The organism is Posidoniimonas polymericola, from assembly GCF_007859935.1.
GTDB classification, from domain to species: Bacteria; Planctomycetota; Planctomycetia; order Pirellulales; family Lacipirellulaceae; genus Posidoniimonas; species Posidoniimonas polymericola.
Genome location: NZ_SJPO01000001.1, coordinates 210,615 through 236,022, shown reverse-complemented (window position 1 = coordinate 236,022; position 25,408 = coordinate 210,615). Strand labels below are relative to the sequence as shown.

Here is a 25,408-nt window from a genome sequence, read left to right as displayed (position 1 = left end):
CGGATTTCAGTTTGGTTCGAGCGAAATCATGAAGCGTCGCGGCTCTGCCGCGCGGCGGAGCCGCGACGCTTCATGGGGTATGAACTCAGAATAATCCAGCTAAGGGGCCGCCGCTGGCGGCCATGGATTCTACCTTCTTCGTTAACTCGGGGTCTTCCTCCAGCACCGGCGCGTGGTGCGGCTTGATGCGGGCGTCGATCACCAGCGGGCCGCGGCAGCCCCAGTGCTTCTGGTGCGTGAACGCATCGACGCCGTACACGTCGGCGGCGGGGTTCGCCCGGGTGAATGTGGCCCACAAGAAGTTGTCTATCGACGACCCGCCCGACGCGTCCGCAACAAAAGCAGGATCGTCGCACACAACGATTAACCGGAACCTGCGGAGCGCGTGCCCCGGCGGAATGGCGTCGGTAAGCCGATTGATGTCGGCCGCCGCGCGGGCGGCGGACTCGCTCATGCCCTGCTCTTCCACCAGCGGCCCGGCCGCCGAATCGCGGCGGGCGGCGTCGTAGTCAAACGAGGGCTGCGGCAGGCGCGAGCCGCGGATCGCCACCACGCCGGGCATGACGACGTGCGGCTCGCTGAACCCATCGGGCAGGCCAATCGGATCTTCAATGCGGGACTCGAGCTCGAACCGCTCGGGCCCGGCCGCGGCGATCACCAGCTTGCTGCCGGCGTTGAGCGAATCGCCCGAGTAGTCGAGCGTGTCGATTGTGGTCTGCGTGTGGAAGTGCAGGTCCCGCGTCCAGTCGGCCCGCTGCAGCACGTGCGTCAGGAACGTGCAGATATCGTGCAGGTTGAGGTTCGGCGCGTCGCCGTGGTTGATGATCATCAGGAACTTGGCGAGCGAGAGCTGCCCCTGCCCGAGGATCGCGCACGCCTGGGTGAGCAGCTCCTGCGGCCGGACTGCTTTCATGAACGGCATGTAGCGCTCACTGCCGATCGCCAGCAGCAACGGGTGCACGCCTGCCTGGTCGACCGCGTGCACGCCGTGAACTCCCGGCAGCACCGTGGGGATGATCGGCCCGGTAAGGTCGTGAATGAGTTGACCGAATGCGGTGTCCTCCTGCGGCGGCCGCCCGACCACCGTGAACGGCCAGATAGCATCGGTGCGGTGGTAGACGTGCTCGACCTTGAGCACGGGGAACGGGTGCTGCAGCGAGTAGTAACCGAGGTGGTCGCCGAACGGCCCCTCGGGCAGCATCCGCCCGTCAACCACCGTGCCGCAGATGGCGAAGTCGGTGTCGGCGTGCACCGGCAGCCCTTTTGAGCGGGCGACCATGCGGATGCGGCCGCCGCCCAGCGCGCCGGCAAAGGTCAGCTCGCTCATCCCCTCGGGCAGCGGCATCACGGCAGACAGGTTCATGGCCGGCGTGCCGCCGACAAAGATGTTGACGCGGAACGGCTTGCCCATCCGCATCGCCGCCGCCTGGTGCACGCCGATTGAGCGGTGCAACTGGTAGTGCAGGCCGATCTCCTCATCCTTGGCGTACTCATTGCCAGAGAGCTGGATGCGGTACATGCCGAGGTTCGACCGCTTCACGCCGGGCGCCGTGGGGTCCTCGGTGTAGACCTGCGGCAGAGTGACGAAGGCGCCACCGTCGCGGGGCCAGCTCACCAGCTGCGGCAGCTGGCTGACTTGGGTCTCGTTCGCCATCACCGGGCCGGTGCGGACGATGCGGGGCAGCATGTGCAGCGCCGAGAACGAAGCCTTGGCCGCGGCAAACGGCGCCCGCAGCGCTCCGCTGGGGTCGATCTTCAGGCCGATCAGCCGCTGCACGGTCTCGTAGGTGTCGCGGAACATGAACCGCGACCGCTCGAGCGTGCCGAACAAATTGCTGACCATCGGGAAGCGGCAGCCGGCAACGTTGGTGAACAGCAGCGCAGGCCCCCCAGCGGCGTAGACCCGGCGGTGGATGGCCGCCGCCTGGAGGTACGCGTCGATCGGCGCGTCGATGCGGCGCAGGTGGTCGTGCTGCTCGAGGTCCGTGACGCACTGCTGAAGCGACTTGTAGCCCATAGACTTAAATCAATCGGTCCCGGTTTTGTGTGCCTGATGCTGGCGTTCGCCTGCTCGGCTTCAGAACGACCAAGCCAAACTGCCCCATTGCTGGACAACGACGCCGATGGTCACGCGCTTGGTCACTTCGACTTGGTCCTTGGGCATCCGCTGGTCTCACCACGCTAGCTCGCTGGCGGTCCGTTTGGTGGCGTTGCTCCGCACGTCGTGGATCCGTCCGTCGGAGACGCTGATCACGCGGTCGGCCATGTCGGCGATTACGGCGTTGTGGGTGATGACGGCGGTGGTGCTGCCGAGCTCCTCGTTGATCTTCTGGATGGCGTCGAGCACCAGCACGCCGGTGTGCACGTCGAGGGCGCCGGTTGGCTCGTCGCACAGCAGCACGTCAGGCCGCTTGGCGACCGCCCTGGCGATGGCGACCCGCTGCTGCTCGCCGCCGGAGAGCTGTGACGGGAAGTGGTCCATGCGGTTCTCCAGGTCGACCAGCGCGAGCGCCTCGGCCGGGTCGAGCGGGTTGTCGGCGATCTCGGTGATGAGCTGCACGTTCTCTCGGGCGGTGAGGCTCGGTATCAGGTTATAGAACTGGAACACGAATCCGACATGCCGCCGCCGGTAGCGGGTCAGCGCGGCGGCGTCGAAGTCGGTCAGCTCGCTGTCGCGGTAGTGAACGCTGCCGGTGGTCGGCGCGTCGAGGCCGCCTAGGATATTGAGCAGCGTGCTCTTGCCGCTGCCCGAGGGGCCGAGCAGCACGACAAATTCGCCGGCGAACAGGTCCATCGTGACGCCGCGCAGCGCGTGCACGTCGACCTCGCCCATGTGGTAGACCTTGGTGACGTCGCGGGCGGCGAACACGCACTCGCGGTCGCTTGCAGACTTCGTGCCGGCGGTTGACGTGTCGGGGGCCATGGGTGGGTGGGGGCGTCTGAGCGGATGAACAAGCACGCCGCGGCTTGCGTACCGTAGGATTGCGTAGGGCGTTGGCCACCGGGGTTCGATCCCGGCAGAGCCAGTATGGCGGGTTGCTGAGTGGGCCGAAAGGCGACGCGCCGCCCTTTGCCCAGCCGCCGCCTCGCCTTACAACCACAGCATGCCTCCACGCCCCCTGCGTCTATTCCGATCCGCAGCAGACCTGCTGCTCCCGGCGTGCTGCCTGGGGCTGGCCACCCTGCTCGCGCCCTGCTGCTGCCTGGCCGGCGGCGGACCGGAAAATGTGCTGCTGGTGGTCAACCAGAACAGCAGCGAGTCGCTGACGGTCGCCAACTACTACACCCGGCTGCGGCAGATCCCGCCGCAGAACGTGCTGTACCTCGACTGGCAAGGCGACCCGGCCCAGATCAGCGGCCACACCTTCCGCGACAAGATCCTCAAGCCGACTTTGGAAACGATCGACCGGAGGAAGCTCTCCGCGCAGATCGACTACGTCGTCTATTCGTGCGACCTGCCGATGCGGGTCAACTTCCAGGACTTCTTCCCCGGCGAGAAGTTCCCCAAGCAGATGCGGCCCATCGCGTCGATCACCGGCGCGACGTACCTGTGGCAGGTCGTGCTGCAGGAAGAACCAACGCTGATGGGGCTCAACACTAACTGGTACGTGCCGGACGCGGGCGTGCAGGACCTGGCCCGCTGCGCCGAAGCGGCCAACGCCCCAACCCAGGGTTTTCGGGGCCGTTACGCCTGGCGCCGCGGCGGCAAGCGCGAGGCGGACCCCAGTAAGGGCCCGCGGTACTTCCTGTCGTGCATGCTGGGCGTCAGGCACGAAATGGGGAACACGGTCGAGGAGATCGCCCACTGCCTGATCACCGCCACCTCGGCGGACGCGTCGCGCCCGCGGGGGACGTTCTACTTCGCCCGAAACAAAGACGTGCGCTCGACCACCCGCCACAAGTGTTTCGACGCGGTCGCGGCGGCGCTGCGGGAGGACGGCGCGATGGCCGAGGTGACCACCGGCATGCTCCCCAAGGCCGCGCAGGACGTCGTGGGCCTGACAACCGGATTCCGCAAGCAGGACGTCGCTGGCGCTGGCATGCGGATCCTGCCGGGCGCCATCTGCGACAACCTGACCAGCTTTGGGGGGATCACCGACAAGGATCTCGGGCAGACGTTGCTGACAAGCTTCATTCGGGCAGGCGCCGCTGGCGCGTCGGGCACGGTAACCGAGCCACTCGCTATCCAGGCCAAGTTCCCGCTGCCAACGATCCACCTGCACTACTTCCGTGGCTGCTCGCTCGCCGAGGCGTTCTACCAGTCGGTCGCGGGGCCGTACCAGCTGCTGGTGGTGGGCGACCCGCTCTGCCAGCCGTGGGCCGACCCGCCCGACTGCGACGCCTTCAACCTGGTTGACGACAAGCTGGTGAAGGGCCCGTTGGAGATCAAGCCGCGGCTGTCTTCGGCGGCCGGGCTCTGCGAGTTGTACGTCGACGGCAGGCTGCAGGGCGCGCTGCCGCGGGGCGGCAAGATCTCGCTCGATTCAACCAAACTCACCGACGGCAGCCACGAGATCCGGCTGGTCGCCGTTCGCAACGACCCAATCGAGACCCGCGGCCGCTTCACCGTGCGGGTGGACGTCCGGAACACCGCGGCGGAGCCGATCGCCCTTTCGAGCACCCCAGAACGGCGGGTAGGCGTCGACCAGACCCTCGAGCTGCGGGTCGACGGCGACGCCAGCCGCTATGTGATCCAGCAGAACTCACGCACTATCGGTCAGGCGCAGGGGACGCCCGCGGTGCTGCGGATCGAGGCCGCCGAGCTGGGCCAGGGGCCGGTTGCTTTGGCGGCGGAAGACCCGGTTTCGGGGCGTCGTTCGGCGCCGATTTGGGTTTGGGTGGAATAGGTTATCGAACCATCGGCCGCCGGCCCGCGTAGTGCATGCGGACCAGCCGCTACAGCCCACCCAAGCTGTTCGCCCATCAGGCCTTACGCCGCCTTCCCATTCGTTGACACGCTAGGCTGCGAAGATACGATGAACGGGTGGCCGACAGGACAACCCTGGGCGACGGGGCCGGTTATAACGGCTCCCAGAGCCTGAGGAACCTCCGCCGGGGGCCGCTGCTTCTCTTCCCCAGCGACCTCCGCGTCGCCGTCCGCCGTGGCGGGCGGATCCCCGTGAGGACGCGACGCCTACGGCGGAGCCGTAGCAACACCGATCGTACAAGCAACCAACGCGGCGCCCCTTCCATTTTCGGGCCCCACCGTCTCAGCGGAAACATCAGAGAACGTTATGCAACGCTATCAAGTCAACTACAAACTGCTTGTTGGTCTGGTTGTGGGGGCTGTCGCCGTGGGCGGCGCCCTGTACGGCCTGCTGCTGGTGCAGAGCTACCGCGGGGCCGAGAAGCTGCTGACCATGGCGGAAGAAGACCGCAAGGCGGGCGACCTGCACTCCGCCGCGATGAACCTCTACCGCTTCACGCAGAAGCGGGAGCACGACGAAGAGCACGCCATCGAAATGGCGATGACCTTCGCCGAAATCGCCGAGGCGGAAGACTCGGAGATGGACGACAAACGCCAGGCCCTGGGCATCATGGAGGCCACCACCCGCAAGTGGCGCAAGAACACTGAGCTCCGCCGCCGGCTGGTCGACCTGATGATGAAGTTCGGCCTCACCAAGGACGCCTCCGAGCACCTGCAGATCCTGATCAACGACAACCCCAAGGACCCAGAGCTGCTGGCGATGCTGGGGACCTGCTACCTGCGGATGAATCAAAACGAGAAGGCGCTGCGCCATTGCGCGGGCGCGCTCGGCTACGACCCCGAACGCAACAAGTTCGATGACGAGAAGGCCGTGGCGCCGGACGAGATCGACCTCTACGGCCTGCTCGCCACCGCGCTCTCGCGGACCAACGCCGACCCGGCCAAGGCGGAGAGCGTCATGGACCACGCGGTCGACGCCAACCCCGAGAGCGGCGACGCGTACGTCGCGCGGGCGCGGCTCCGGCTGAGCAAGGGCGACGACGGCAAGGAGGCCGGCATTGCCGACCTCGAGAAGGCGCTCGAGGTCGACGAGAAGAACCTCGACGCCCTGTTGCTGCGGGCGCGTATCTACGCCCAGGACGAGGAGTACGGCAAGGCCAAGGAGCTGCTCAACCGCGGCCTGGCCGAGTCGCCCGACTCGGGTTCGCTGTACCTAACCGGCGCGTACGTCGCGGCCCGGGAGGACGGCGCCGAGGCGGCCCTCGACTGGTACGAGCGGGGCGTCAAAGAGACCACCGGCGGCGAGCAGATCTCGCTGCAGGTCTCCCAGGCCCGGGCGCTGATCAACGCCAAGAAGCTGGGCGAGGCCCGCAAGCTGATCAATCAGCTCGCCAAGATCCCCAACCTGCAGAAGATCATGCTGGACTACCTGAGGGCCCGGCTGATGGTGTCCGAGGAGAACTGGTACCAGGCCGCCGACCAGCTCTCGACGCTGCGGCCGCTCCTGCAGGGCAACTCGGAGATCAGCGAGGAGCTCAACGGCATGCTCGCGCTGTGCTACACGCGGCTCGAGATGTGGGAGAAGGTGATCGACGCCGCTGGGTCGGTCCTGCAGATCAACCCGCAGAGCCAGATTGCCATCGACCTGAAGGCGAATGCCGAGCGGAAAATCGGCAGGTCGCCTTCGACTACCGCCGGCGGCGGCGGCGGCGGCTCGATCAACGACCGAGTGGCCGAGCAGATGCGCCTGCCCGAAGACGAGCGGAACTGGGATGGCGTGCTCACCGCCGCCGACCAGTACGCCGACGAGAAGATCGAGGAAGGCCTGATGACCCCGGCGGCCAAGAAGCTGCTGCTGTCCGAAATCCACATGCGGTCCCAGGACTACAAGAAGGCGACCTCTCTGATCAAGGCCGCGATCAACGAGGAGCCGGACAACATCAACACCTGGCGCCTAGCGTGCCGTCTGACCGCCAGCGACCCGGAAGGCGGGGCCGTGCAGGCGCTCAAGATGCTCGACGCGGTTGAGAAGCGGTTCGCCGACCGGTTCGACGACGAGCGCAACCTCGAGGCGCTCCTCCGCCTGGACCGTGCCGACATGTACATGCAGATCAACGACGAGCAAACCGTCGAGCGGATGCTGGCCGTCACCGACGGCATCGAGAGCTGGCCCAAGCGGCAGCAGCAGATGGTGTGGCAGGGCCTGATCACCCGCTTCGAGGCGCTCCGCGCCGCCGAGGCCCTCGACAAGGCCCGCACCAAGGTGGCCGAGCTGGCCCCCGGCGAGCTCTCCAACCTGCTCGACATGTTTGTCGCCGCCCGCGCCGACAACGACGACGCCCGCATGACCGACATCCAGAACAAGATTCTTGAGGTCGTCGGCGACAAGAACGACGCCAACTGGCTGTACACCGAGGCCAACCGCAAGATCTCTCTGGTCCAGCGTGGCCTGGAAGACGGATCGACACTGAAGGAGGCCGAGCAGCTCGCCGAGAAGGCGCGCCAGCAGCGGCCCGAGTGGCACCTGCCGTACCTCCTGCTGGCCGACCTGGCCCTCGCCAGGAACGACGCCGCCGAGGCCCTCAACAACCTCGACGAGGCCGCCGACTACGGGCAGCCGACCGCCCGCTCGCTGCTGCAGCACGTCTCGCTGCTGATGCAGAGCGGCCGCTTCGACGACGCGCTCAAGCAGCTCGACCGCGCGACGCCCGCCTTCCGCGAGCGTCTGCTCGGCCGCCAGTTTGCCGAGGCCCTGCTCAACGCCCGCTACCTCGGCATAAAGGACCGCTGGGAAGAATCGGTCGACGCCGCCCAGAACGTGGCCGAGCAGAACCCCGACAGCGGCGACGTTCAGCTCTGGCTGGGACGCTTCATGCTCAAGGCCTCGATGTCCGACCGCCTGAAGGAGTCAACCCGCGAACGCGCCGCCGCCGCGGCCGACGTCGCCTTCCGCAAGGCGGTTGAGCTTACCCCCAAGTCGGAAGAGGCGTGGCTCGCGTTCCTCGGCTACCTGTCGACCACCGGCGATGAGGAAGCCAGCGCCGAGGCGGTCCGCCAGCTGCAGCTCGAACTGACCGAGGACACCGCGCCGCTGGTCCTGGCCGCCGGCTACGAACTGCAGAAACGCTGGTTCGACGCCGAGAACGTCTACAAGCGGGCGCTCGAGTCCGACCCCGATAACCGCTTGGTGATCAGCCGGCTGGCCCGCTTCTACCTGGGCAACGGCTACCCCCGCGCCGACAAGCTGCAGAAGGCGACCCCGCTGATGAACCGCCTGATCAAGGCCGGCGAGGAGGACCCCCAGCTGGCGACCACCAGCGAGGTGATGTGGGCCCACCGCACCGCCGCCAAGATCCTGGCCCAGGCGGGCGACTACCAGAAGGCGCTCGACGCCGAGCGGCTGCTGCGGTCGAACGTCGTAAACGGGCGGCTGTCGAACGAGGACACCCTCACGATGGCCAAGATCCTTGCTTCGCGGCCCGAGCCCGGCTCGCGACTCAAGGCGATCAAGCTGTACGAGAGCGTGCAGGGGGTGCAAGACCTCGAGCCGGGCGACAAGCTGAACCTCGGCCAGCTGTACTTCGCGACCAACGACTGGGAGAAGGCCCAGCGGACCATGGTCGAGCTCACCAGCCGCAACCGCGACTTTGTCGCCGCCCGCGAGGCGTTCATCCGGATGCTGCTGGCGAAGGACGGGCCCGGCGACCTCAAGACCGCCGCCAACCAGCTGAAGAACCTGCAGCGGGTCGCCCCGACCGACACCCGCACCCTCGAACTGCTGGTGCGAATCTCCAGCAAGATGGGCCGCAAGCAGGACGTCATCCCCGTGCTGCGTGGCCTGCTGCAGCGTCCCGAGAACCGCCGCGACGTGTCGGTGATCCTCCGGGTCGCCAAGCTGCTGGCCGAACTCGACGATGTGGACAACGCCGAGAAGCTGTACCAGGCCGCGGCCAACATGGCGCCGCGGACCAAGGTCGAGTACGCCGACTTCATCGGCAAGCACCGCAGCCTCGACGAGGCGCTCGATATGCTCGACACCGTCGACGATGACGACGACGACGTCGCGTTCCTGATCGTGCAGCGGGGCACCGGCCTGCTGAAGTACGCCGGCGAAGGGGCCACCGACGAGCACTTCGACCGCGTCCAGTCGCGGCTCGAGCGGATGCTCCGCGAGGACCCCGAGTCGGTCCGGCTGCTGATGCAGAAGGCCGAACTCCTCGACATCCACCGCGACTACGATGGCTCGAGCAGCGTGTACCTCAAGCTGCTGGCCCGCGAGGACCTCAAGAAGTTCGAACGGGCGGTCGTGCTCAACAACCTGGCGTACCAGCTCGCCATGACCACGTCCGACAAGAACACCATGGAAGAGGCCATGGGCTATGTCGCGGAGGCGGCCGACATCCTCGGCCCCCGCTCCGACATCCTCGACACCCGCGCCGTGGTCCACATGGCGATGGGCCAGGCCGAAGAGGCAGTCGCCGACATGGACCTGGCGGTCACCGAGGGCGCCACCGCCTCGAAGTACTACCACAAGGCCCGGGCGCACCTGCTCGCCGGTCAGACCCAGCAGGCGGTCTCCGCGTGGGACAAGGCCGTCGACATGGACCTCGACCCCAACGAGCTCGGCCTGGTCGAACGCGACGCCTACGAGAAGGCCAAGCAGCAGATCGAACGGCTGAAGTCCTCCGGCACTTCGCAGCAACCCGCAGCCTGATCCCGGGCGGCGGCCCCCGTGGGGCGTTGTTTGAGATTGGCTGATCGGCGGATTACTATGGCGGACAGCCTGCGCGATGTGCGCGGGCTGTCCGTTTTCCACGAACCCCTTCAGACTTCCATGGCCGCTCGCTCGCTCAGGCTAACCGTCCTTACCGCCCTGCTGCTCCCGCTGGCCGCGGCGCCGGCCGGCGCCCAGGACACCGCCGACGCCTACGCGCGGGGCGTGAACGCCTACTTCAACGGCTCTGCCAACCAGGCCGAGGGGTGGCTGGACCAGGCCGCCGGGGCCCGCCCCAACGACCCGCTGGTGTACTACTACCGCGGTCTTGCCAAGCACCGGCAGGGCCGCCGGTACGAGGCCGAAGCCGACTTCCAGATCGGCGCCGCGATCGAGGCCCGCCGCGCCGCAGGCACGCTCGGCATCGGCCACGCCCTGCAGCGTATCCAGGGGGGCGAGCGGCTGCTGCTCGAGCGGATCCGCCGCGAGGCCCGCGAGGCGTTCCAAGCGACCACCAAAGAGGACCGGCGTTCCCGCTACCAGCCCGCCAGCCAGCCCGGCAAGCGGGCGATGCGGGCCGAATTCCGGCTGCCGCTCGGGATGCTTTCATCGGACGCGTCGCCCGATGCTATCGCGCAGCTTGTCGCTGAGCAGGCCGAGTCGTCTGGCGACCCGTTCGCCGATGAGCCGGTCTCCGAGGAGACCGCCGCCGCTGCCCCGATGACCGACGACTTGGCCGCTGAAGCCCCCGCTCCCAGCCAGCCAGCCGCCACCCCAACCCCGATCGACGTCCCCGACGCGGCCCGCGGCGCGGTTTCGACCAAGCAGCTCGGCGGCCTGTTTGGCGGCATGATCAAGGGCCTGCTGCCGAAGCCACCGGCATCGGCCGGCGGCTTCGGCGCCCCGCCCGCCGGCGGGAACGACCCGTTTGGTGACGCCGGCGACCAGGCGCCGTTCGGCGGAGAACCGCTGCCGGCCGACGACGACCCATTCGGCGCCCCTCCGGCAGGCGATGACCCGTTCGGCGCTCCTCCGGCTGAAGACGACCCATTCGGCGCCGCCGAGCCGATGCCGGCAGACGAAAACGCCACGCCCCCGGCCGGAGCGCCGAGCGAGCCCGCGGCCGAGGATCCTTTTGGTGGCGGCGATGACCCCTTCGGTGGCGGTGACGACCCGTTTGCGGGCGAAGACCCGTTTTCTTGAGCGCGGCCGCCCTGGCGAGCCGATAGCACCAATCCGGCCGCCGGGCGACCGAACCTGTCTGCTGGCAACGGCTTAGCGTGCCGGGTGGTCCGCCGGGCCGCGGTTCTGGGCGGGCGCCGCGTCTGACGATCGGGCGGGTTAGCCTTTTCTCCTCCGGGGATCCTGCTACAATGCGGGGCTCTCGGCCTATTTAGTGAGCGGCCCAGCGGCCGCTGCAACGAAACAAGAGTGACGTTATGCCCAAGCAGAAGACCCACAAAGGCACCAAGAAGCGGTTCCGCCTGTCCGCCAAGGGCAAGGCCCTGCACCGCCAGTCTGGCACCAGCCACCTGGCCGGCCGCATGAGCCAGAAGCGTAAGCGCAACCTCCGCGGCACCACGGTGACCGCCGATGCCTCGGCCAAGGCAGTCCGCGCCGCGCTGGCCGGCAACAGCTACTAGCAAGCCTTTGGCTGTTAGCTATCGGCCGTTGGCTTCCTTGCTGCCGCCGATCGCCAGCAGCAAAGAGCCAACAGCTCCCTTTACCCAGCTCCTCGGGCATTAGAACGGCTGTCACACCCGACAGCGGCCTGGAAGCGAGCCAACACCACAAGGTGAACATCGATGCGTACGACAATCGGCGCCGCACGGCACAAGAAGAAGAAGCGGCTTTTCAAAGAGGCCAAGGGACGTCGCGGCGGGCGGGGCAAGCTGCTCCGCACCATGAAGGAGACCACCCTCAAGGCCGGAGCCTACAGCTTCCGCGACCGTAAGGTCCGCGCCCGCGAGTTCCGCAAGCTGTGGATCATCCGCATCAACGCCGCCTGCCGGGCGGAAGGCCTGCGCTACAGCGAGTTCATTCACGGCCTCAAGAAGGCCGGCATCGAGATGGACCGCAAGACGCTCAGCCAGATGGCCATCGAAGACGCTCCCGCGTTCACCGCGGTTTGTGCGAAGGTCAAAGAAGCGCTGGCGGCCTAAGGCGTTGCCTACGAGCTGGGCGTCACCGCCGGTCTGCCCGGCGGTGCGAACCCGGCACCCGGCACCCACTGCGGGACGAGCCCGCAGTGCCACCCAACGCCCTAAGTTGTCGCGACCGTGGCCCTTTCTGACTTCATCGCCGAGCTCGACTCGCTCGCTTCGGACGCGCAATCAGCGTTTGACGCGGCCAGCGATACCGATGCGCTCGAGGCCGCCCGCGTCGAGTTCCTTGGCGCCAAGGCGGGTCGGCTGAAGTCGGTGCAGAAGGGGATGGGCAAGGTGGACAAGGCCGACAAGCCTGCCGCCGGCCAGAAGCTCAACGCGGTCAAGAGCTCGGTCGAGTCGGCCCTCGAGTCGGCCATGAAGCGCCTCGCCTCCGGCGGGTCCGGCGCCGCTCGGGAAGCGTTCGACCCCACCGTGCCCGGTCGCCCGTTCCGCCTCGGCCACCTGCACCCGATCACGCAGACGATCGAGCGGATGAAGGAGATCATGGGCCGCCTCGGCTTCACGGCGGTCGAGGGCCCCGAGATCGAGGACGACTGGCACAACTTCGAGGCCCTCAACATCCCGCTGAGCCACCCGGCCCGCGACCCGCTCGACAACTTCTACTTGTCGGTGGCTGCGAAAGGGGAAGGCGATAGCTCCCCTGCCCCGGCGATTGGGCCGGATGGCAAGCCGCTCTTGCTGCGGAGCCAGACCAGCACGGTGCAGATCCGTGTCATGGAGCAGCGTATCGCCGCTGCCGCGGAGGGGGCTCAGCCTCCCGTGCGGATTGTGTCCCTCGGCCGCGTCTACCGGCCCGACACGGCCGACGCGACGCACTACCCGATGTTCCACCAGATCGAGGGCCTGCTGATCGACAAGCACGTCACGATGGCGGACCTGAAGAGCGTGCTGCGGATGTTCTGCCAGGCCTACTACGGCGAGCAGGAGGACGTCCACGTGCGGTTCCGCACCAGCTTCTTCCCGTTCACCGAGCCGAGCGTGGAAGTTGATATTAATTGGCAGGGCGGCTGGATGGAGATCGGCGGCGCCGGCATGGTCGACCCCAACGTGCTCCGCGCCGTCGGCTACGACCCCGAAGAGGTCAGCGGCTTCGCCTTCGGCATGGGCGTGGAACGGATCGCCATGCGCCAGCACGGCATCAAGGATATCCGCGACCTGTACGCGAACGACGTGCGTTTCCTGTCGCAGTTTTAATGTGGCAGTGAGCCCCGACGGGGCGCGCTATCACAGCCCAGGGCAAAGCGGCGCAGCCGCGGCGCCCTGGGACAACGTATGACAACGAGTCCGTTAGCCCTGAAGGGGCGCGCTACCTGCCCCGCCTGTTAGCGCGCCCCTTCAGGGCTGTGTCCCTAGCCAACCCGTTCCCAGGGCTGCGCCCTGGGCTATCAAAGCGCGCCCCTTCAGGGCTGACGGAACCCAATGATCGTCTCCAAAGAATGGCTCGCCGACTACGTTAACCTCTCCATGCCGATGGAGGAGCTGACCGACCGGCTTACGATCACGGGGCTTAACCTCGAGGGCATCGAAGAGGTGGGCGCCGACACGGCCATCGACCTCGAGGTCACCAGCAACCGGCCCGACTGCCTGGGGCACATCGGTGTGGCCCGGGAGGTGGCGGTGATCTTCGGCAAAGACCTCTGCAAGCCCGACCCGCAGCCCAAGGCGACCGGCGCGAAGGTCGCCTCGGCGACCAGCGTCACGATCGAGGCCGACGACCTCTGCCCCCGCTACACCGCCCGGCTCATCAAGGGCGTGAAGATAGGCCCGAGCCCCGATTGGCTGGCCAACCGGCTCCGCTCGCTGGGGATCGCCGTGATCAACAACGTGGTCGACATCACCAACTACGTGATGATGGAGATCGGCCAGCCGTTGCACGCGTTTGACTTCGCGAAGCTGAAGGGGGGCAAGATCCTCGTCCGTCGCAGCACAAAGGGCGAGGAGTTCACGGCCATCGACCACAAGACCTTCACGCTGACCGGCGAGGAGGTCGTGATCGCCGACGCCGAGCGGCCGGTTGCGCTGGGCGGCGTGATGGGCGGCTACGACACCGAAGTCACTGATGACACGGTCGACGTGCTGATCGAGGCCGCCGACTTCGACCCGATGGCGGTCCGCGGCGCCGCCCGGCGGCACGTGCTGTTCAGCCCGTCGAGCTACCGGTTCGAGCGCGGCGTCGACCCCGAAGGCATCGACTGGGCCAGCCGCCGCTGCTGCGAGCTGATCCTCGAGCTGGCCGGCGGCGAGCTGTGCGAGGGCGTCATCGACGAGGGCAACCAAGAGGACACCCGCCCGACAATAAAACTCCGCTACGACCAGATCCCCCGCATCCTCGGCATCGAGGTTGAAAACGACGAGGTGCGGCGCATCCTGACCGACCTCGGCTGCGAGGAGACCCACAACTGCGACCACTGCGTCAAGGTAGTCCCGCCGACCTGGCGGGCGGACGTCACGCGCGAGGTGGACCTGCTGGAAGAGGTCGCGCGGATCCACGGCTACGACCGCATCCCCGAGGACGCCGGCGTGCGGATGGCGCCGTCGCACCGCACGCGGGAGGACGTCGTGCTGGAGCGGGTGCGGCACGCGATGACCGCCGCCGGCTTCGACGAGGCGCTGACCCTCAGCGCGGTCGACGAGAACAGCTCCGAGGCATTCCACCCCTGGACCTCCGAGGCGCCATTGGCGACCGGCACGCCGGTGCTGCGTCGCGCGAACCGCCTGCGGCAGACGGTCGTGCCGAGTCTCTTGGAGTGCCGCCGCCTGAACGAGACCCAGTCCAACCCGACCATCGAGCTGTTCGAGATCGCCAAGGTCTACCTCCCCAAGCCGGGCGCCCTGCCGGGCGAGAAGCGGGTGCTGGCGCTGACTTCCGGCGGCGGCTTCCGCGAGGTAAAGGGCGTGCTCGAGACGCTGCTCGCCCACATCGCGCCGGAACTCGCTTGGTCGGTCGAATCAACCGAGCACGAGCTGCTCGACGCGGCGCGGTGCTGCCGGCTTGTCGTGGACGGGGAGCAGCTTGGCGTGCTTGGCGAGCTGAGCACCGCGGGCCAGGACCGCTTCAACCTCCGCGGCGGGTCGACCATCGCCGAGATCGACCTCGCGCCGATCATCGCCGCCGCGCGGCTGGTGCCGGCCGCCGGGCCGCTTTCGAGCTACCAGCCGGTCACGCGCGACCTGAACATCGTGCTCGACGAATCGGTCCGCTGGGCCGACGTCGAGCGGATCGCCCGCTCCGCCGGCGGCGTGACGCTCGAGTCGCTCGCCTTCCAGGACGACTCCTACCGCGACCCCAAGCAACTCGGCGAGGGGAAGAAGAGCGTTCTGTTCAGCATCCAGCTCCGCAAGCCCGACGGCACCCTGACCAGCGAAGAGGCCGACGCCGTCCGCGACCAGATCGTCGCGCACCTCGGCAAAGAACTCGGCGGCACACTGCGGGCTTAACGCCCGCTGTAGCGAACCCGCCAGGAGACTCGCTCCCCAGGACTATCCGGCGAGACGTAGCTCGCCGGATACAAGCTTTCTGCGCTGGGATCGCCACGGTCGTTGCGGCAGAAAATTGGCGGCGTGACGCCGGCTCGGTTATAACGCGGCGAGAGCGAGCAGCTCTCCTGACGCCTTCCCCACACCTATAGGCAGCCCGCGATGCCCTTCTCGAGAATCTCAGTCGTTTTGCCCCTGCTTATTGTCTGCGTCTTGGCGACGCCCGGCGTCTCGGAAGAATCTCCCGACAAGCCGGCGGCGGGGAGTCCCAAGATGACCGAGCGTGACCAGCGGATGGAGTGGTGGCGTGAAGCCCGATTCGGCATGTTCGTTCACTGGGGGCTGTACTCCGGCCTGGCTGGCACGTGGGAAGGCAAGGCGGTCAGCGACCGGGGCGGCATGGAATGGATCCAGAACAACGTGGGAGCGGACACTGACACCTACGCCGAGGCGGCGATTCCGCTCTTCAAGCCGAAGCAGGGCTTCGCCGAGGAGTGGGCGCGGCTGGCCAAGCAGGCGGGCTGCAAGTACGTGGTGTTCACCACCAAACACCACGACGGCTTCGCCCTGCACGACTCGCACGTCAGCGACTACGACGCCGGCTCGGTGCTCGAGCGCGACCTGGTGCGCGAGATCGTCGACGCCTGCCGGGCCCAGGGGCTGCGGGTCGGGTTCTACCACTCCGTGATCGACTGGCACCACGACCAGTACGGCTACGCCAACTCGCAGCAGCTGCCCCACCCGCTCAAGGGAAAGCCCTACCCCAACGGCGAGCGCGACCACTCGAAGTACGTCGAATTCCTCCACAAGCAGGTCGACGAACTGATGAACAACTACGGCCCGGTCGACATCGTGTGGTGGGACTACAGCGCCATCGACTACCAGGGCGACGAGGCGTGGGATGCGTTCAACCTGATGGCAAAGGTCCGGAAGCGCCAGCCGGGCGTCATCATGAACAACCGCCTGTTCCGTATCCCCGAGGCGGGCTGGAAGAGCATGGGGACCGCCGGTTTCTCGACGCAGCTCGACCCGAAGTACGGCGACTTCATCACGCCCGAGCAGCACGTGCCAGACGAAGGGATGCCCGGCGTCGATTGGGAGACCTGCATGACCATGAACACCACCTGGGGCTACAGCGAGCACGACCACGCCTGGAAGTCGACCGAGACGCTCGTCCGCAACCTGGTCGACATCGTCAGCAAGGGGGGCAACTACCTGCTGAACATCGGCCCCACCGGCGACGGCACGATCCCGCCAGAAAGCGTCGAGCGGATGCAGGCGGTGGGCGACTGGATGGCGACCAACGGCCAGGCGATCTACGGCGCCACGATCAGCGGCGTCGCGAGCCCCGCCTGGGGCCGCGTCACCCAGAGCCGCGATGGCGCCGCGCTGTACCTGTGTGTGTTCGACGCGCCCGAGGATGGCCGGCTGGAGCTGGCGGGCGTTCCGACGAAATTCACACGCGCAATGTTGCTGGGGAGCGGCGAGGCGATTGAGCTTGACCGCGATGGCGAAGAAATCCGGCTGACGCTGCCTGTGGGCGCCCAGGGCACGCTCGTACCGGTTGTCCAGCTGACTTTTGCTGGAGAGTAGCTAGCCGGCTACTGCTTAAGCACGCCGGGGTTCACCACGCACTCGGGAGTCTTGCCGAGCAGGAAGTCGCGGGCCTGGCGTCCGACGCGTTCGCGGAGCTCGACGATTGCCTGGGGCGAGCAGAACGCGGAGTGCGGGGTGACGATCACGCGGGGGTCGTTGTACGGGGGGCGGGACAGGTCCGGCGGCTCGGGGACCTGCACGTCGAGCGCGGCTCCGGCGAGCTGGCCCTTGTCGAGCGCCGCGGCGAGCGCGTCGTGGTCGACAATGCCGCCCCGGGCGGTATTGATCAGGTACGCGGTGGGCTTCATGAGGGCGAACGTGTCGGCGTTCATCAGATTGGCGGTTTCGTCGCTCAGCGGGAAGTTGATGCTGACGTAGTCGGCCACGGCGAGCAGCTCTTCGAGCGGTTTCCAAGTGACGCCGGGCGGCACGTCCTTTGAGCGGTTCGTGCCGATCACCCGCATGCCGATCGCCTGCGCGAGCTCGGCCAGGATCGTGCCGGTGGCGCCAAGGCCAACAACGCCGAGCGTCTGCCCCTTGAGCCGGTAGATCGGCTGTGCGGCGACCAAATCGTACACGCCGGACTTGGTCGCGTGGTGGCAGACCGACAGCTTGCGGCCCAAGTCCATGACCATCGCCAGCGAGTGCTCGGCGACCTCACGGACGCAGTAGTCGGGGACGTTCGTGACCAGGATGCCCTTGCCGGTGGCGTGCGGCACGTCGATGTTGTCGAGCCCGATGCCGGTCCGCGCGATGTGACGGCAGTTCGGCGCGGCGTCGATCACCCGCGCGGTGGTCGGCGCCCAGCAGGTGACGATCAGCACCGGGTTGAGCCGCTCGGCCTCGGCGACGAGGGTCTGTTCCTTGTTGTCGGGCGAGAGGACCAGCTCGCAGTCGGCCTCGGCCAGCAGCGCCCGCTCGATGTCGGGGTCGGCCCAAGGGAAGTCGGTGTAGAGGGCGTTGTGGGTGGGCATGGGGTCGGGAACCGCAAAGAACACCGAGGTTGTTTGAAACGCTCCGTGTCGTGGCCCCCGGCTCCGCGGTTTTCCGATCCGCTCCCAGCCCTGTGCGTCGGGCGAGGTCCGGTTGTGCTTCGCCGACAGGCGGGGGCGCCGACACAGACCGCATGATCGCCAATGGCCGTCGTGCTGGCAATCGACCGCTCGCCGGTCGCGGGCCGGCGGAACCGGCACGACCGGAGGGTTCCGAGGGGCCCGCGCAACACGACCACGTAGTTTTGACCGGTGGTTCATCGCGACCTATATACGTGTGGGCTGGTTTCGACTGCTGCCGAACCGGCCCTATGTCCTGCTGCTGAACTCCCTTAGGAATCCTCCCGGACATGGAACCCGTCCGCCCACCCGACCCGACACAGGCGCCCGCGCTCGACGCCCCCACGCCCGACGTCCCCTCGTCGGAAGCGCTGCGGGAGATCCGCGCGAAGGCCGAGGCCGCGCTGCAGGGTCAACGGGAGCTGACCCAGGGACTCGAGCAGCAGCTCGAAGCCAGCCTTGCCGAGCTGACCACCGCCCTTTCCCAGGAAGCGGCCGAGGAACTCGACCACCAAACGGCCGCCCTCGCAGAAGAGCGGGAACGGCTTGAGTCCGAGCGGAACCAGCTCACCCAAGAACGTGCGGCCTTCGAGGCCCAGCGGGACGTTGTCCTGCTCGAGATAACCCAGAACAGTGAAGAGGCGGCCCGCGAGTCTGAAGCCCTCGAACGCCGGCAGCAGGAGCTCGAGAAGACGCAGGAAGAGCTAGAGGCGCAGCGTCAGGCACTCGGCGATGAGGAGCAGCAGGCCATCGAGCGGCGTGAGGCCCTCGATCAGCAGGAGGCCGAGCTAGCCGACCAACGGGACCAACTCGACCGCCAGCGGCAGGAGCTCGAGACCCTCCGCACGAGTCTCGACCAGGGCGCCAGCGACGCGCAGCAGCAGCTCGCTAAGCAGCACGAGGCCGAGCTCGCCGCCGCCCGCGACGCGCACGCCGGCGAGCTGGCAGGGCTGCAGCAGCAGCTTACGACGCAGGAACAACAGCTGGCCGCCGCCCAGGAGCAGGAGGCCGCGCTCCGGGCCGACCTGGCCGCCACCGAGGAAACCGCCCAAAAAGCCGACGACGCGTCTGCTCACGCCGAGCAGCTCCAGCAAGAACTCGACCAGGCTAAGCAGGACCACAGCAGCCAGAGCGTAGAGCTCCAGGAGCTGCAGGCGCAGCTGCAGCAGGCGCTTGATCAGGCCAAGCGTCGCGACGCCCAGATTGAGCAGATGCAGCAGCAGTTGGCCGACGCCAGCGGCGACAAGCAGCACACCGTTCAGCTCCAGCAGCAGGCCAAGTCCCTGCAGCAGGAGCTGGCGACCGCCCAAGCCGCCCTCGCCAAGGCGCCCAAGCAGGACCTTTCCGCCAAGGTCGCCGAGCTGCAGCAGCAGCTAGAAAAGGCAGGCCGCCAGGCCACCGAACGCGACGCCCAGGCCGGCAAGCTCCAGCAGCAGCTGTCCGAGGCCCAGGAGGCCCTGACCAAGGCGCCCCAGGAAGACCTGTCCGGCAAGGTCACCGAGCTCCAGCAGCAGCTTGAGAAGGCTGTCAGCCAGGCCGCTGAACGCTCCTCGCAGCTCAAGGAGCTGGAGCAGCAGCTCGCGTCCTCCGGCCAAACTGAACAACAGGCTCAACAGCAGGTCGCCGAACTGCAGCAGCAGCTGGAAGATGCCCAGACCGCGCTGGAGCAGGCTTCGCAAGACGACCAATCGGACGAGCTGCAAGAGTTGCAGCGGCGGTTCGAGCTGGCGGTCTCCGACGCGCAGCAACTCCGCAACCGCATCGACGAACTCGAGCTCGAGCTGTCCGAACGCCCCGCCCGGGACGAGGGGGACAGCGCCGAAATGGTGCGGCTGCGCGAGGAGTGCGACCGTCTGCGGGAGCAGGTCGTCGAGCTCGAGAACCAGCCCGCCACGCTGGGCGACGCCGACGAGGACATGGAAGAACTGCAGCGGCGGTTCGAGATGGCGGTCGAGGACGTCCGGGAGCTGAAGCGGGAGAAGCACGAGCTCGAGACCCGCCTGGAAGCGGCCCAGGGTTCGTCTCACCCTACCGGGCAGGTGGAAGGCGACGCCAACGACTGGGAAGCCCAGAAGCGGCGGCTGCTGGCGAGCCTGGAGGGAGAGGTCGAAGCGGAAGCCCAGAGCGCGGTCCCTCCCGCCCCCGAGCGGGTCGAAGAGCGGGCCACTATCGAGGGCACCATCCACATCACCGACGAGGTGATCCTGGGCAAGGACCGCGTCATCGCCGAGCTCAAGCAGCAGCTAGCCGAGATCCAGACCGCCGGCGATCAGCAGCTCAGCGACGAGTTTGCCGACGACGAGCGGCTAGAGGCCGAACGGGCGCGGATCCGCAAGCTTGAGGACAAGCTCAACGATCAGCTCCGCAAGACCGAGCTAGAGCTGTCGGTGGAGCGGGCGTCGCTTGCCCGGCAGAAGGCCGACATGGAGCAGAAGCTGATCGACCTCGAGGCGGCCCGACCGGCGGCACCCCCGGGAGCCGGCGGGCGGGACGACGGCCGGCGTCAGAGCAACTGGCTGAAGAAACTCGGCCTGGGCGGCGACGACGAGTAGACCGCTGGGCGGTACTGCCGGGCGCCCTCTCTGGAGCGGGCCGGCGCTGCCAAAATGGCAGCGATAGGCGGTGGCGCCCTGCCCTGTAGGGGCTCGGCGCCAGATTGGCAGTTGCGTCTGCCGTCGCTTATCCACCTAAGTCACTATTCTCATTCGACTTACACCTTTATACGCGACTGGCGCACGACTTGCTTTCTCTGTGAGGCGGTCACGCTGCGCCTACGCGCGTGCCTGCCAAACGCACACTCTCCCGCCGGTTGCCGGTAGTCTCTGAGCACGGCGGGTCAGGCTTCTGCACCCACGACCAACCAACAAGATGGCCGCTCGGCGGCCCCTTCAACAGCCCAGTCCAGGAGGAAACCTCGCATGGCGACCGCTACCAAGAAGCCCGCTCCCAGCAAAAAAGGCAAGGTCAAGCTCGAACCGATGAACGACCGCGTTGTGGTCGAGCGTGACGAGTCGGAAGACGTCACCGCTGGCGGCATCGTGCTGCCGGACTCGGCCAAGGACAAGGCCAACCGCGGCACCATCGTCGCCGTGGGACCCGGCAAGGTGCTGGACGACGGCTCGCGTGGTGAGCTGCAGGTGAAGGTCGGCGACCGCGTGCTATTCACCAGCTACGCCCCCGAGACCATCGAGCTGGACGACAACGAGTACCTGCTGATGAGCGAGAGCGACATCCTCGCGGTGATCGAGTAGGCGCTAGCTGGAAGGCGCCGGGCGCTGGTTCCTAGGGCCTGACCTTCCACGCGTGAGCTAGCGTCCGCCGACTGGCGGCCCGCGGTCGCTCGAATCCAACACACCCAGCCGCGCTCCGCGGCTAACAAACTCAACCCAAGTATCAAGGGAGCCCCCCATGGCAAAGATGATTGCTTTCGATCAGGAAGCACGCGACGCGATGCGTCGTGGCGTTCAGAAGCTGGCCAAGGCCGTTAAGGTCACGCTCGGCCCGAAGGGTCGTAACGTGATCCTGCAGAAGTCTTTTGGCTCGCCCACGGTGACCAAGGACGGCGTGTCGGTCGCCAAGGAGATCGAGCTCGAGGACACCTACGAGAACATGGGCGCCCAGATGGTGAAGGAGGTCGCCAGCAAGACCTCGGACGTCGCGGGCGACGGCACCACCACGGCAACCGTGCTGGCCGAAGCGATCTTCAACGAGGGCCTGAAGGCCGTCGTGGCCGGCGTCAACCCGGTGCAGATGAAGCAGGGCATCGAGAAGGCCGTTGAGGACATCACCGCCGAGCTCAAGAAGCTGAGCATCAAGGTCAAGAGCACCGAGGAGATGGCCCAGGTCGGCACGGTCGCGTCGAACGGCGACACCGAGATCGGTCAGATGCTCGCCCAGGCGATGGAGAAGGTGGGCAAGGACGGCGTCATCACCGTCGACGAGGGCAAGAGCCTAGCGACCGAGGTCGAGTGGGTCGAGGGCATGCAGTTCGACCGCGGCTACCTGTCGCCGTACTTCGTCACCGACCAGACGCTCATGGAGTGCGTGCTGGAGGACTGCTACATCCTGGTGTTCGAGAAGAAGATCTCCAACATCAAGGACCTCGTGCCGTGCCTGGAGGCCGTGGTCAACAGCGGCAAGCCCCTGTTGATCATCGCCGAGGACGTCGACGGCGAGGCCCTGGCCACGCTGGTCATCAACAAACTGCGGGGCACGTTCAACGTCGCCGCGGTCAAGGCGCCCGGCTTCGGCGACCGCCGCAAGGCCATGCTGGAGGACATCGCGGTTCTGACCGGCGGCCAGGCGATCTTCGAGGACCTCGGCATCAAGCTCGACGGCGTTGGGCTGACCGAGTTGGGCCGCGCCAAGAAGGTGATCATCGACAAGGACAACACCACGATCATCGAGGGCGCCGGCAAGAGCGGCGACATCAAGAGCCGCATCGACCAGATCCGCCGCGAGATCGAGAACACCAGCAGCGACTACGATCGTGAGAAGCTCGAGGAGCGTCTGGCCAAGCTGTCGGGCGGCGTCGCCAAGGTGAACGTTGGCGCCGCGACCGAGAGCGAGATGAAGGAGAAGAAGGCCCGCGTCGAGGACGCCCTGCACGCCACCCGCGCCGCGGTGGAAGAGGGCATCCTGCCCGGCGGCGGCGTCGCGCTGGTCCGCACCTCGGCCAAGGTGAAGCCCACCGGCCTCACCCACGACCAGGAAGTCGGCTACAACATCGTCGTCCGCGCCTCGCGCGCCCCGCTGACCGCCATCGCCAACAACGCCGGCAAAGACGGCGGCGTGGTCTGCGAGAAGGTCTCGCAGGGCAAGGGCAACGACGGCTACAACGCCGCCACCGACGAGTACGTCGACATGGTCAAGGCGGGCGTAATCGACCCCGTGAAGGTGACCCGCACCGCCCTGCAGAACGCCGCCAGCGTGGCGACCCTGCTGCTGACCTCGGACGCGCTGATCGCCGACGCCCCGAAGAAGGGCAAGGGCGGCGCCGGAGCCCCGGGCATGGACGACATGTATTGATCGACGATCGGTGAGCGGGCAGCCGCTCACCCTAAGCAACCCGCTCCGCGGCTCCCACTTGCCGCGGCGGATAGCGACAGAACCCCGGTCGGCCTCCTGGTCGACCGGGGTTTTTGCATGGAAGACGCCGGAGCGGCGTCCCATTCTTGCAAATGCGACGAAGCGCAAAACCTCACTCGCATTTATTTATTTGACATCCCCCGTCACTGGGACCATTATGAGGAAAGTGACCCGTTCTCCTCTTTGACCGCTCTCGTTGCGACACGGTCGTCGGTCCTGCGTGAAGCCTTTTCAGCGATTCAAAGCAGGCGGCCAAAAGCCAACGACAAGCATTTGTGGTCTCGTGAAAAAGGCCTCCCGCTCATCAACTCGTTCGATGGTTTGCTACCTCCTCCTCTGTTCCACACCCCTGGCGAAAGAAGCAGTCTAATGAAGCAGCTTTGTCTCATCACCGCGGCTATGCTAACGGCGTCTATTGCGCACGCGGCCCTCCTTGACTCTACCTTTACAAACCTGGATTTCGACGCGTCGACTCAGGCCCACTTCCCGGACGGTTGGGATTCGGCGACCTACGACATCCCCGGCTGGCAGAACGCCACCGCGATCACCGACGGCGGCATCGAGTTCGAAGGCGCCTGGTGGGGCCCCCTTCAGGAGTACTCCGCCTTTGTGAAGTCGGGCGAGGGCCTCTACAACCTCAGCTCCTACGTCATTCAGAGCGGCGATGTGTTCGATATCTCGACCTTCGCCAAGCGGTGGAATTCCAACGACGCGCCCGAGATGGTCGTCACGCTGTTCCACGGCGCCGACGCGTCGACCAACGTGATCGGATCGTTCAACACCGGCGTCCTGACCGACGCCTGGACCGAGTACGGGGGCACGATCGCCGCCACCGCCGCGTCCGTTGGTCAGACCCTGGGCGTCCGCGTCGACGGCGCCGGGACCTGGTTCACCAACTTCGACGAGCTGTCGATCAGCACGGTTCCGGAGCCGACCTCGCTCGGCGTCCTCGGCCTCGGTGGCCTAGCCCTGGCCTGCGTCCGGCGCCGCACCGCCTGCTGAGTTGCGTTGGCTTACCGCAAGTTGAGCGACGTTTGTTGCGATCGATCCAGAAGCCGCCGGCTCGCGCCGGCGGCTTCTTTGCTTTCCGCCCTGCCCCGCCCCCACGGCGCCCGCCATGCAATCCGTGTCTTTCCTTCGCGGCGGTCGAGTCGCCTTGCCCGGCGTTGTCGCCCTGCTGCTCGCGGTCGCCGTCGCGGCGGCGCCCGCCGCCGAACAGTGGCAGAGCACGGCGACCGGCGCAATGCACAGACTGACCATCGCCACACCGGGCCCCGCCACGGCGGGGCGTGCCCAAGTACATCCGCTCGGACAACGGGTCGGAGTTCACCGCCAAGGCGGTTCGTGAGTGGCTCGCGAGGGTCGGCGTGCAGACGCTGTTCATCGAGCCGGGATCGCCGTGGGAGAACGGCTACGTCGAGTCGTTCAATGGCAAACTCCGCGACGAGCTGCTGGCCCGCGAGCAGTTCGACACGCTGCTCGAGGCCAAGGTCCTCATTGAGCGATGGCGCCGACACTACAACACGGCCCGACCGCACAGCTCACTTGGCTACCGGCCCCCGCCCCGGAGGCGACCCAGCCAGCTCGCTTCGTTCCGGCTACGCCTCCACGAAGCGAGCTGGCTGGGCTATAACACTGACGCTGGTTCCACTACCGGGGGCAGGTCAGCGGGCTTCGCGGTGGCGATGGCCGACCACCCGGTCGCCGCGCCGTACAAGGGGATCGACCCGATGCCCGACTCGGCCTGGAAGATCAAGGCCGCCGCCCGCACGCTGCGGGCCCAGCAGTCAGACCTGCCGCTGAATGGCAAAATCGGCGTGGTCGGCTTCTCACGGGGCAGCGGCATGGCCCTGATGCTGGCGACCACCGGCAGCATGGCCGAGTTCGACTGCCAAGGCGAACCCCGCGCGGAAGACAGCCGCGTGCAGGCGGCCGTGATGATGTCGGGCCGGTTCACCTACCTCGACCTGCTCGACGACGACCGCATGCTGCCCCGCTACGCCAAGGCGTGGGGCGACCGCGAAACTCACCGCGACGCCTGGCGGGCCCACGGGGCGCTCGACTACCTCACCAAGCCAACCATCCCGCTGCTGCTGACCATCAACACCGCCGAAGGCCCCGACGCCCTGCACCAGATGGAAGTCCTCCGCGCCCGGCTTACCGGGCTCGGCAGCCCCTCTACGTACGTGCCGGACGCCAACCCGCGGGGGCACAAAGTGACGCTCGATCCGGAGATTTTAGGAGCGATGACAGCGTACCTCCGTGCGCGGCTGGAGTAGTCAGCCCGAGCGGCTCAAGCACGCCAGCAGTGCGGCCAAGGCCGGCGCATTCGGCCTTGACGCCCGGCGCTAGGCGTGGAGAATACCGTCGTTGGTTCGGAACCTCC

The 25,408-nt window shown here is 67.2% G+C and carries 15 protein-coding genes and 1 pseudogene; 13 read left to right on the top strand and 3 right to left on the bottom strand.

From position 1 onward, the window contains the following. Nucleotides 1-85 precede the first annotated feature (85 nt). Both Pla123a_RS00945 and Pla123a_RS00940 read right to left on the bottom strand, forming a co-directional pair. The gene (locus Pla123a_RS00945) at nucleotides 86-2,017 is read right to left on the bottom strand and encodes a UbiD family decarboxylase (RefSeq protein ID WP_146583649.1); all 1,932 of its coding nucleotides are present in this window, start codon (nucleotides 2,015-2,017) and stop codon (nucleotides 86-88) included. A gap of 156 nt (nucleotides 2,018-2,173) precedes the next feature. Then, nucleotides 2,174-2,923: an ABC transporter ATP-binding protein gene (locus tag Pla123a_RS00940; RefSeq protein WP_146583648.1), complete on the bottom strand. Its 750-nt coding sequence runs from the start codon at nucleotides 2,921-2,923 to the stop codon at nucleotides 2,174-2,176. A 181-nt stretch (nucleotides 2,924-3,104) separates the two neighbouring features. Between Pla123a_RS00940 and Pla123a_RS00935 the strand changes: the two genes are divergently transcribed. From Pla123a_RS00935 to Pla123a_RS00900, 8 genes are all read left to right on the top strand, one after another. Next, a complete protein-coding gene (locus Pla123a_RS00935) occupies nucleotides 3,105-4,847 on the top strand; it encodes a TIGR03790 family protein (protein WP_146583647.1) in 1,743 nt (580 codons plus the stop codon). Nucleotides 4,848-5,234: 387 nt separating this feature from the next. Next, entirely contained in the window at nucleotides 5,235-9,641 is a 4,407-nt protein-coding gene (locus Pla123a_RS00930; RefSeq protein WP_146583646.1) for a tetratricopeptide repeat protein, read from the top strand. A gap of 120 nt (nucleotides 9,642-9,761) precedes the next feature. Continuing rightward, entirely contained in the window at nucleotides 9,762-10,844 is a 1,083-nt protein-coding gene (locus tag Pla123a_RS00925) for a hypothetical protein (RefSeq protein ID WP_146583645.1), read from the top strand. A gap of 236 nt (nucleotides 10,845-11,080) precedes the next feature. Beyond that, nucleotides 11,081-11,284 (top strand): 50S ribosomal protein L35, encoded by a 204-nt coding sequence (gene rpmI, locus Pla123a_RS00920; protein ID WP_146583644.1) that lies wholly within the window; start codon nucleotides 11,081-11,083, stop codon nucleotides 11,282-11,284. 162 nt (nucleotides 11,285-11,446) lie between these two features. Then, nucleotides 11,447-11,803: a 50S ribosomal protein L20 gene (rplT, locus tag Pla123a_RS00915; protein ID WP_146583643.1), complete on the top strand. Its 357-nt coding sequence runs from the start codon at nucleotides 11,447-11,449 to the stop codon at nucleotides 11,801-11,803. Between the two features lie 117 nt (nucleotides 11,804-11,920). Next, the gene (gene pheS / locus Pla123a_RS00910) at nucleotides 11,921-13,003 is read left to right on the top strand and encodes a phenylalanine--tRNA ligase subunit alpha (RefSeq protein WP_146583642.1); all 1,083 of its coding nucleotides are present in this window, start codon (nucleotides 11,921-11,923) and stop codon (nucleotides 13,001-13,003) included. 225 nt (nucleotides 13,004-13,228) lie between these two features. Further along, complete coding sequence (gene pheT / locus Pla123a_RS00905; protein ID WP_146583641.1) at nucleotides 13,229-15,247, top strand: phenylalanine--tRNA ligase subunit beta; 2,019 nt, start codon at nucleotides 13,229-13,231, stop codon at nucleotides 15,245-15,247. 228 nt (nucleotides 15,248-15,475) lie between these two features. Beyond that, nucleotides 15,476-16,879 (top strand): alpha-L-fucosidase, encoded by a 1,404-nt coding sequence (locus Pla123a_RS00900; protein WP_197527567.1) that lies wholly within the window; start codon nucleotides 15,476-15,478, stop codon nucleotides 16,877-16,879. 8 nt (nucleotides 16,880-16,887) lie between these two features. Here the strand turns inward: Pla123a_RS00900 and Pla123a_RS00895 are convergent, their stop codons facing one another. After that, complete coding sequence (locus tag Pla123a_RS00895; protein ID WP_146583639.1) at nucleotides 16,888-17,856, bottom strand: C-terminal binding protein; 969 nt, start codon at nucleotides 17,854-17,856, stop codon at nucleotides 16,888-16,890. Between the two features lie 368 nt (nucleotides 17,857-18,224). On the opposite strand from Pla123a_RS00895, the gene Pla123a_RS00890 reads away from it, so the two are divergent. The 5 genes and pseudogenes from Pla123a_RS00890 to Pla123a_RS00870 all read left to right on the top strand — a co-directional run. Next, a complete protein-coding gene (locus Pla123a_RS00890; RefSeq protein WP_146583638.1) occupies nucleotides 18,225-20,486 on the top strand; it encodes a hypothetical protein in 2,262 nt (753 codons plus the stop codon). Nucleotides 20,487-20,852: 366 nt separating this feature from the next. Next, nucleotides 20,853-21,185: a co-chaperone GroES gene (locus tag Pla123a_RS00885; protein ID WP_146583637.1), complete on the top strand. Its 333-nt coding sequence runs from the start codon at nucleotides 20,853-20,855 to the stop codon at nucleotides 21,183-21,185. 157 nt (nucleotides 21,186-21,342) lie between these two features. Next, nucleotides 21,343-22,962, top strand: coding sequence for a chaperonin GroEL (groL, locus tag Pla123a_RS00880; protein ID WP_146583636.1), 1,620 nt, complete (start codon nucleotides 21,343-21,345; stop codon nucleotides 22,960-22,962). A gap of 429 nt (nucleotides 22,963-23,391) precedes the next feature. Beyond that, nucleotides 23,392-24,024 (top strand): PEP-CTERM sorting domain-containing protein, encoded by a 633-nt coding sequence (locus Pla123a_RS00875; protein ID WP_197527566.1) that lies wholly within the window; start codon nucleotides 23,392-23,394, stop codon nucleotides 24,022-24,024. Nucleotides 24,025-24,305: 281 nt separating this feature from the next. Then, nucleotides 24,306-24,584 (top strand): annotated as a pseudogene (locus Pla123a_RS00870) (integrase core domain-containing protein); the annotation flags it as partial. Between the last annotated feature and the right edge of the window lie 824 nt (nucleotides 24,585-25,408).

Bases quoted from the DNA above. Each gene is read 5' to 3' on its own strand.
- Pla123a_RS00930 (WP_146583646.1), top strand. From the start codon at position 5,235: ATGCAACGCTATCAAGTCAACTACAAACTGCTTGTTGGTCTGGTTGTG.
- rpmI (WP_146583644.1), top strand. From the start codon at position 11,081: ATGCCCAAGCAGAAGACCCACAAAGGCACCAAGAAGCGGTTCCGCCTG.
- Pla123a_RS00945 (WP_146583649.1), bottom strand. From the start codon at position 2,017: ATGGGCTACAAGTCGCTTCAGCAGTGCGTCACGGACCTCGAGCAGCAC.
- Pla123a_RS00885 (WP_146583637.1), top strand. From the start codon at position 20,853: ATGGCGACCGCTACCAAGAAGCCCGCTCCCAGCAAAAAAGGCAAGGTC.
- pheT (WP_146583641.1), top strand. From the start codon at position 13,229: ATGATCGTCTCCAAAGAATGGCTCGCCGACTACGTTAACCTCTCCATG.
- Pla123a_RS00890 (WP_146583638.1), top strand. From the start codon at position 18,225: ATGGAACCCGTCCGCCCACCCGACCCGACACAGGCGCCCGCGCTCGAC.
- groL (WP_146583636.1), top strand. From the start codon at position 21,343: ATGGCAAAGATGATTGCTTTCGATCAGGAAGCACGCGACGCGATGCGT.
- Pla123a_RS00940 (WP_146583648.1), bottom strand. From the start codon at position 2,923: ATGGCCCCCGACACGTCAACCGCCGGCACGAAGTCTGCAAGCGACCGC.
- Pla123a_RS00875 (WP_197527566.1), top strand. From the start codon at position 23,392: ATGAAGCAGCTTTGTCTCATCACCGCGGCTATGCTAACGGCGTCTATT.
- Pla123a_RS00935 (WP_146583647.1), top strand. From the start codon at position 3,105: ATGCCTCCACGCCCCCTGCGTCTATTCCGATCCGCAGCAGACCTGCTG.
- rplT (WP_146583643.1), top strand. From the start codon at position 11,447: ATGCGTACGACAATCGGCGCCGCACGGCACAAGAAGAAGAAGCGGCTT.
- Pla123a_RS00925 (WP_146583645.1), top strand. From the start codon at position 9,762: ATGGCCGCTCGCTCGCTCAGGCTAACCGTCCTTACCGCCCTGCTGCTC.
- Pla123a_RS00895 (WP_146583639.1), bottom strand. From the start codon at position 17,856: ATGCCCACCCACAACGCCCTCTACACCGACTTCCCTTGGGCCGACCCC.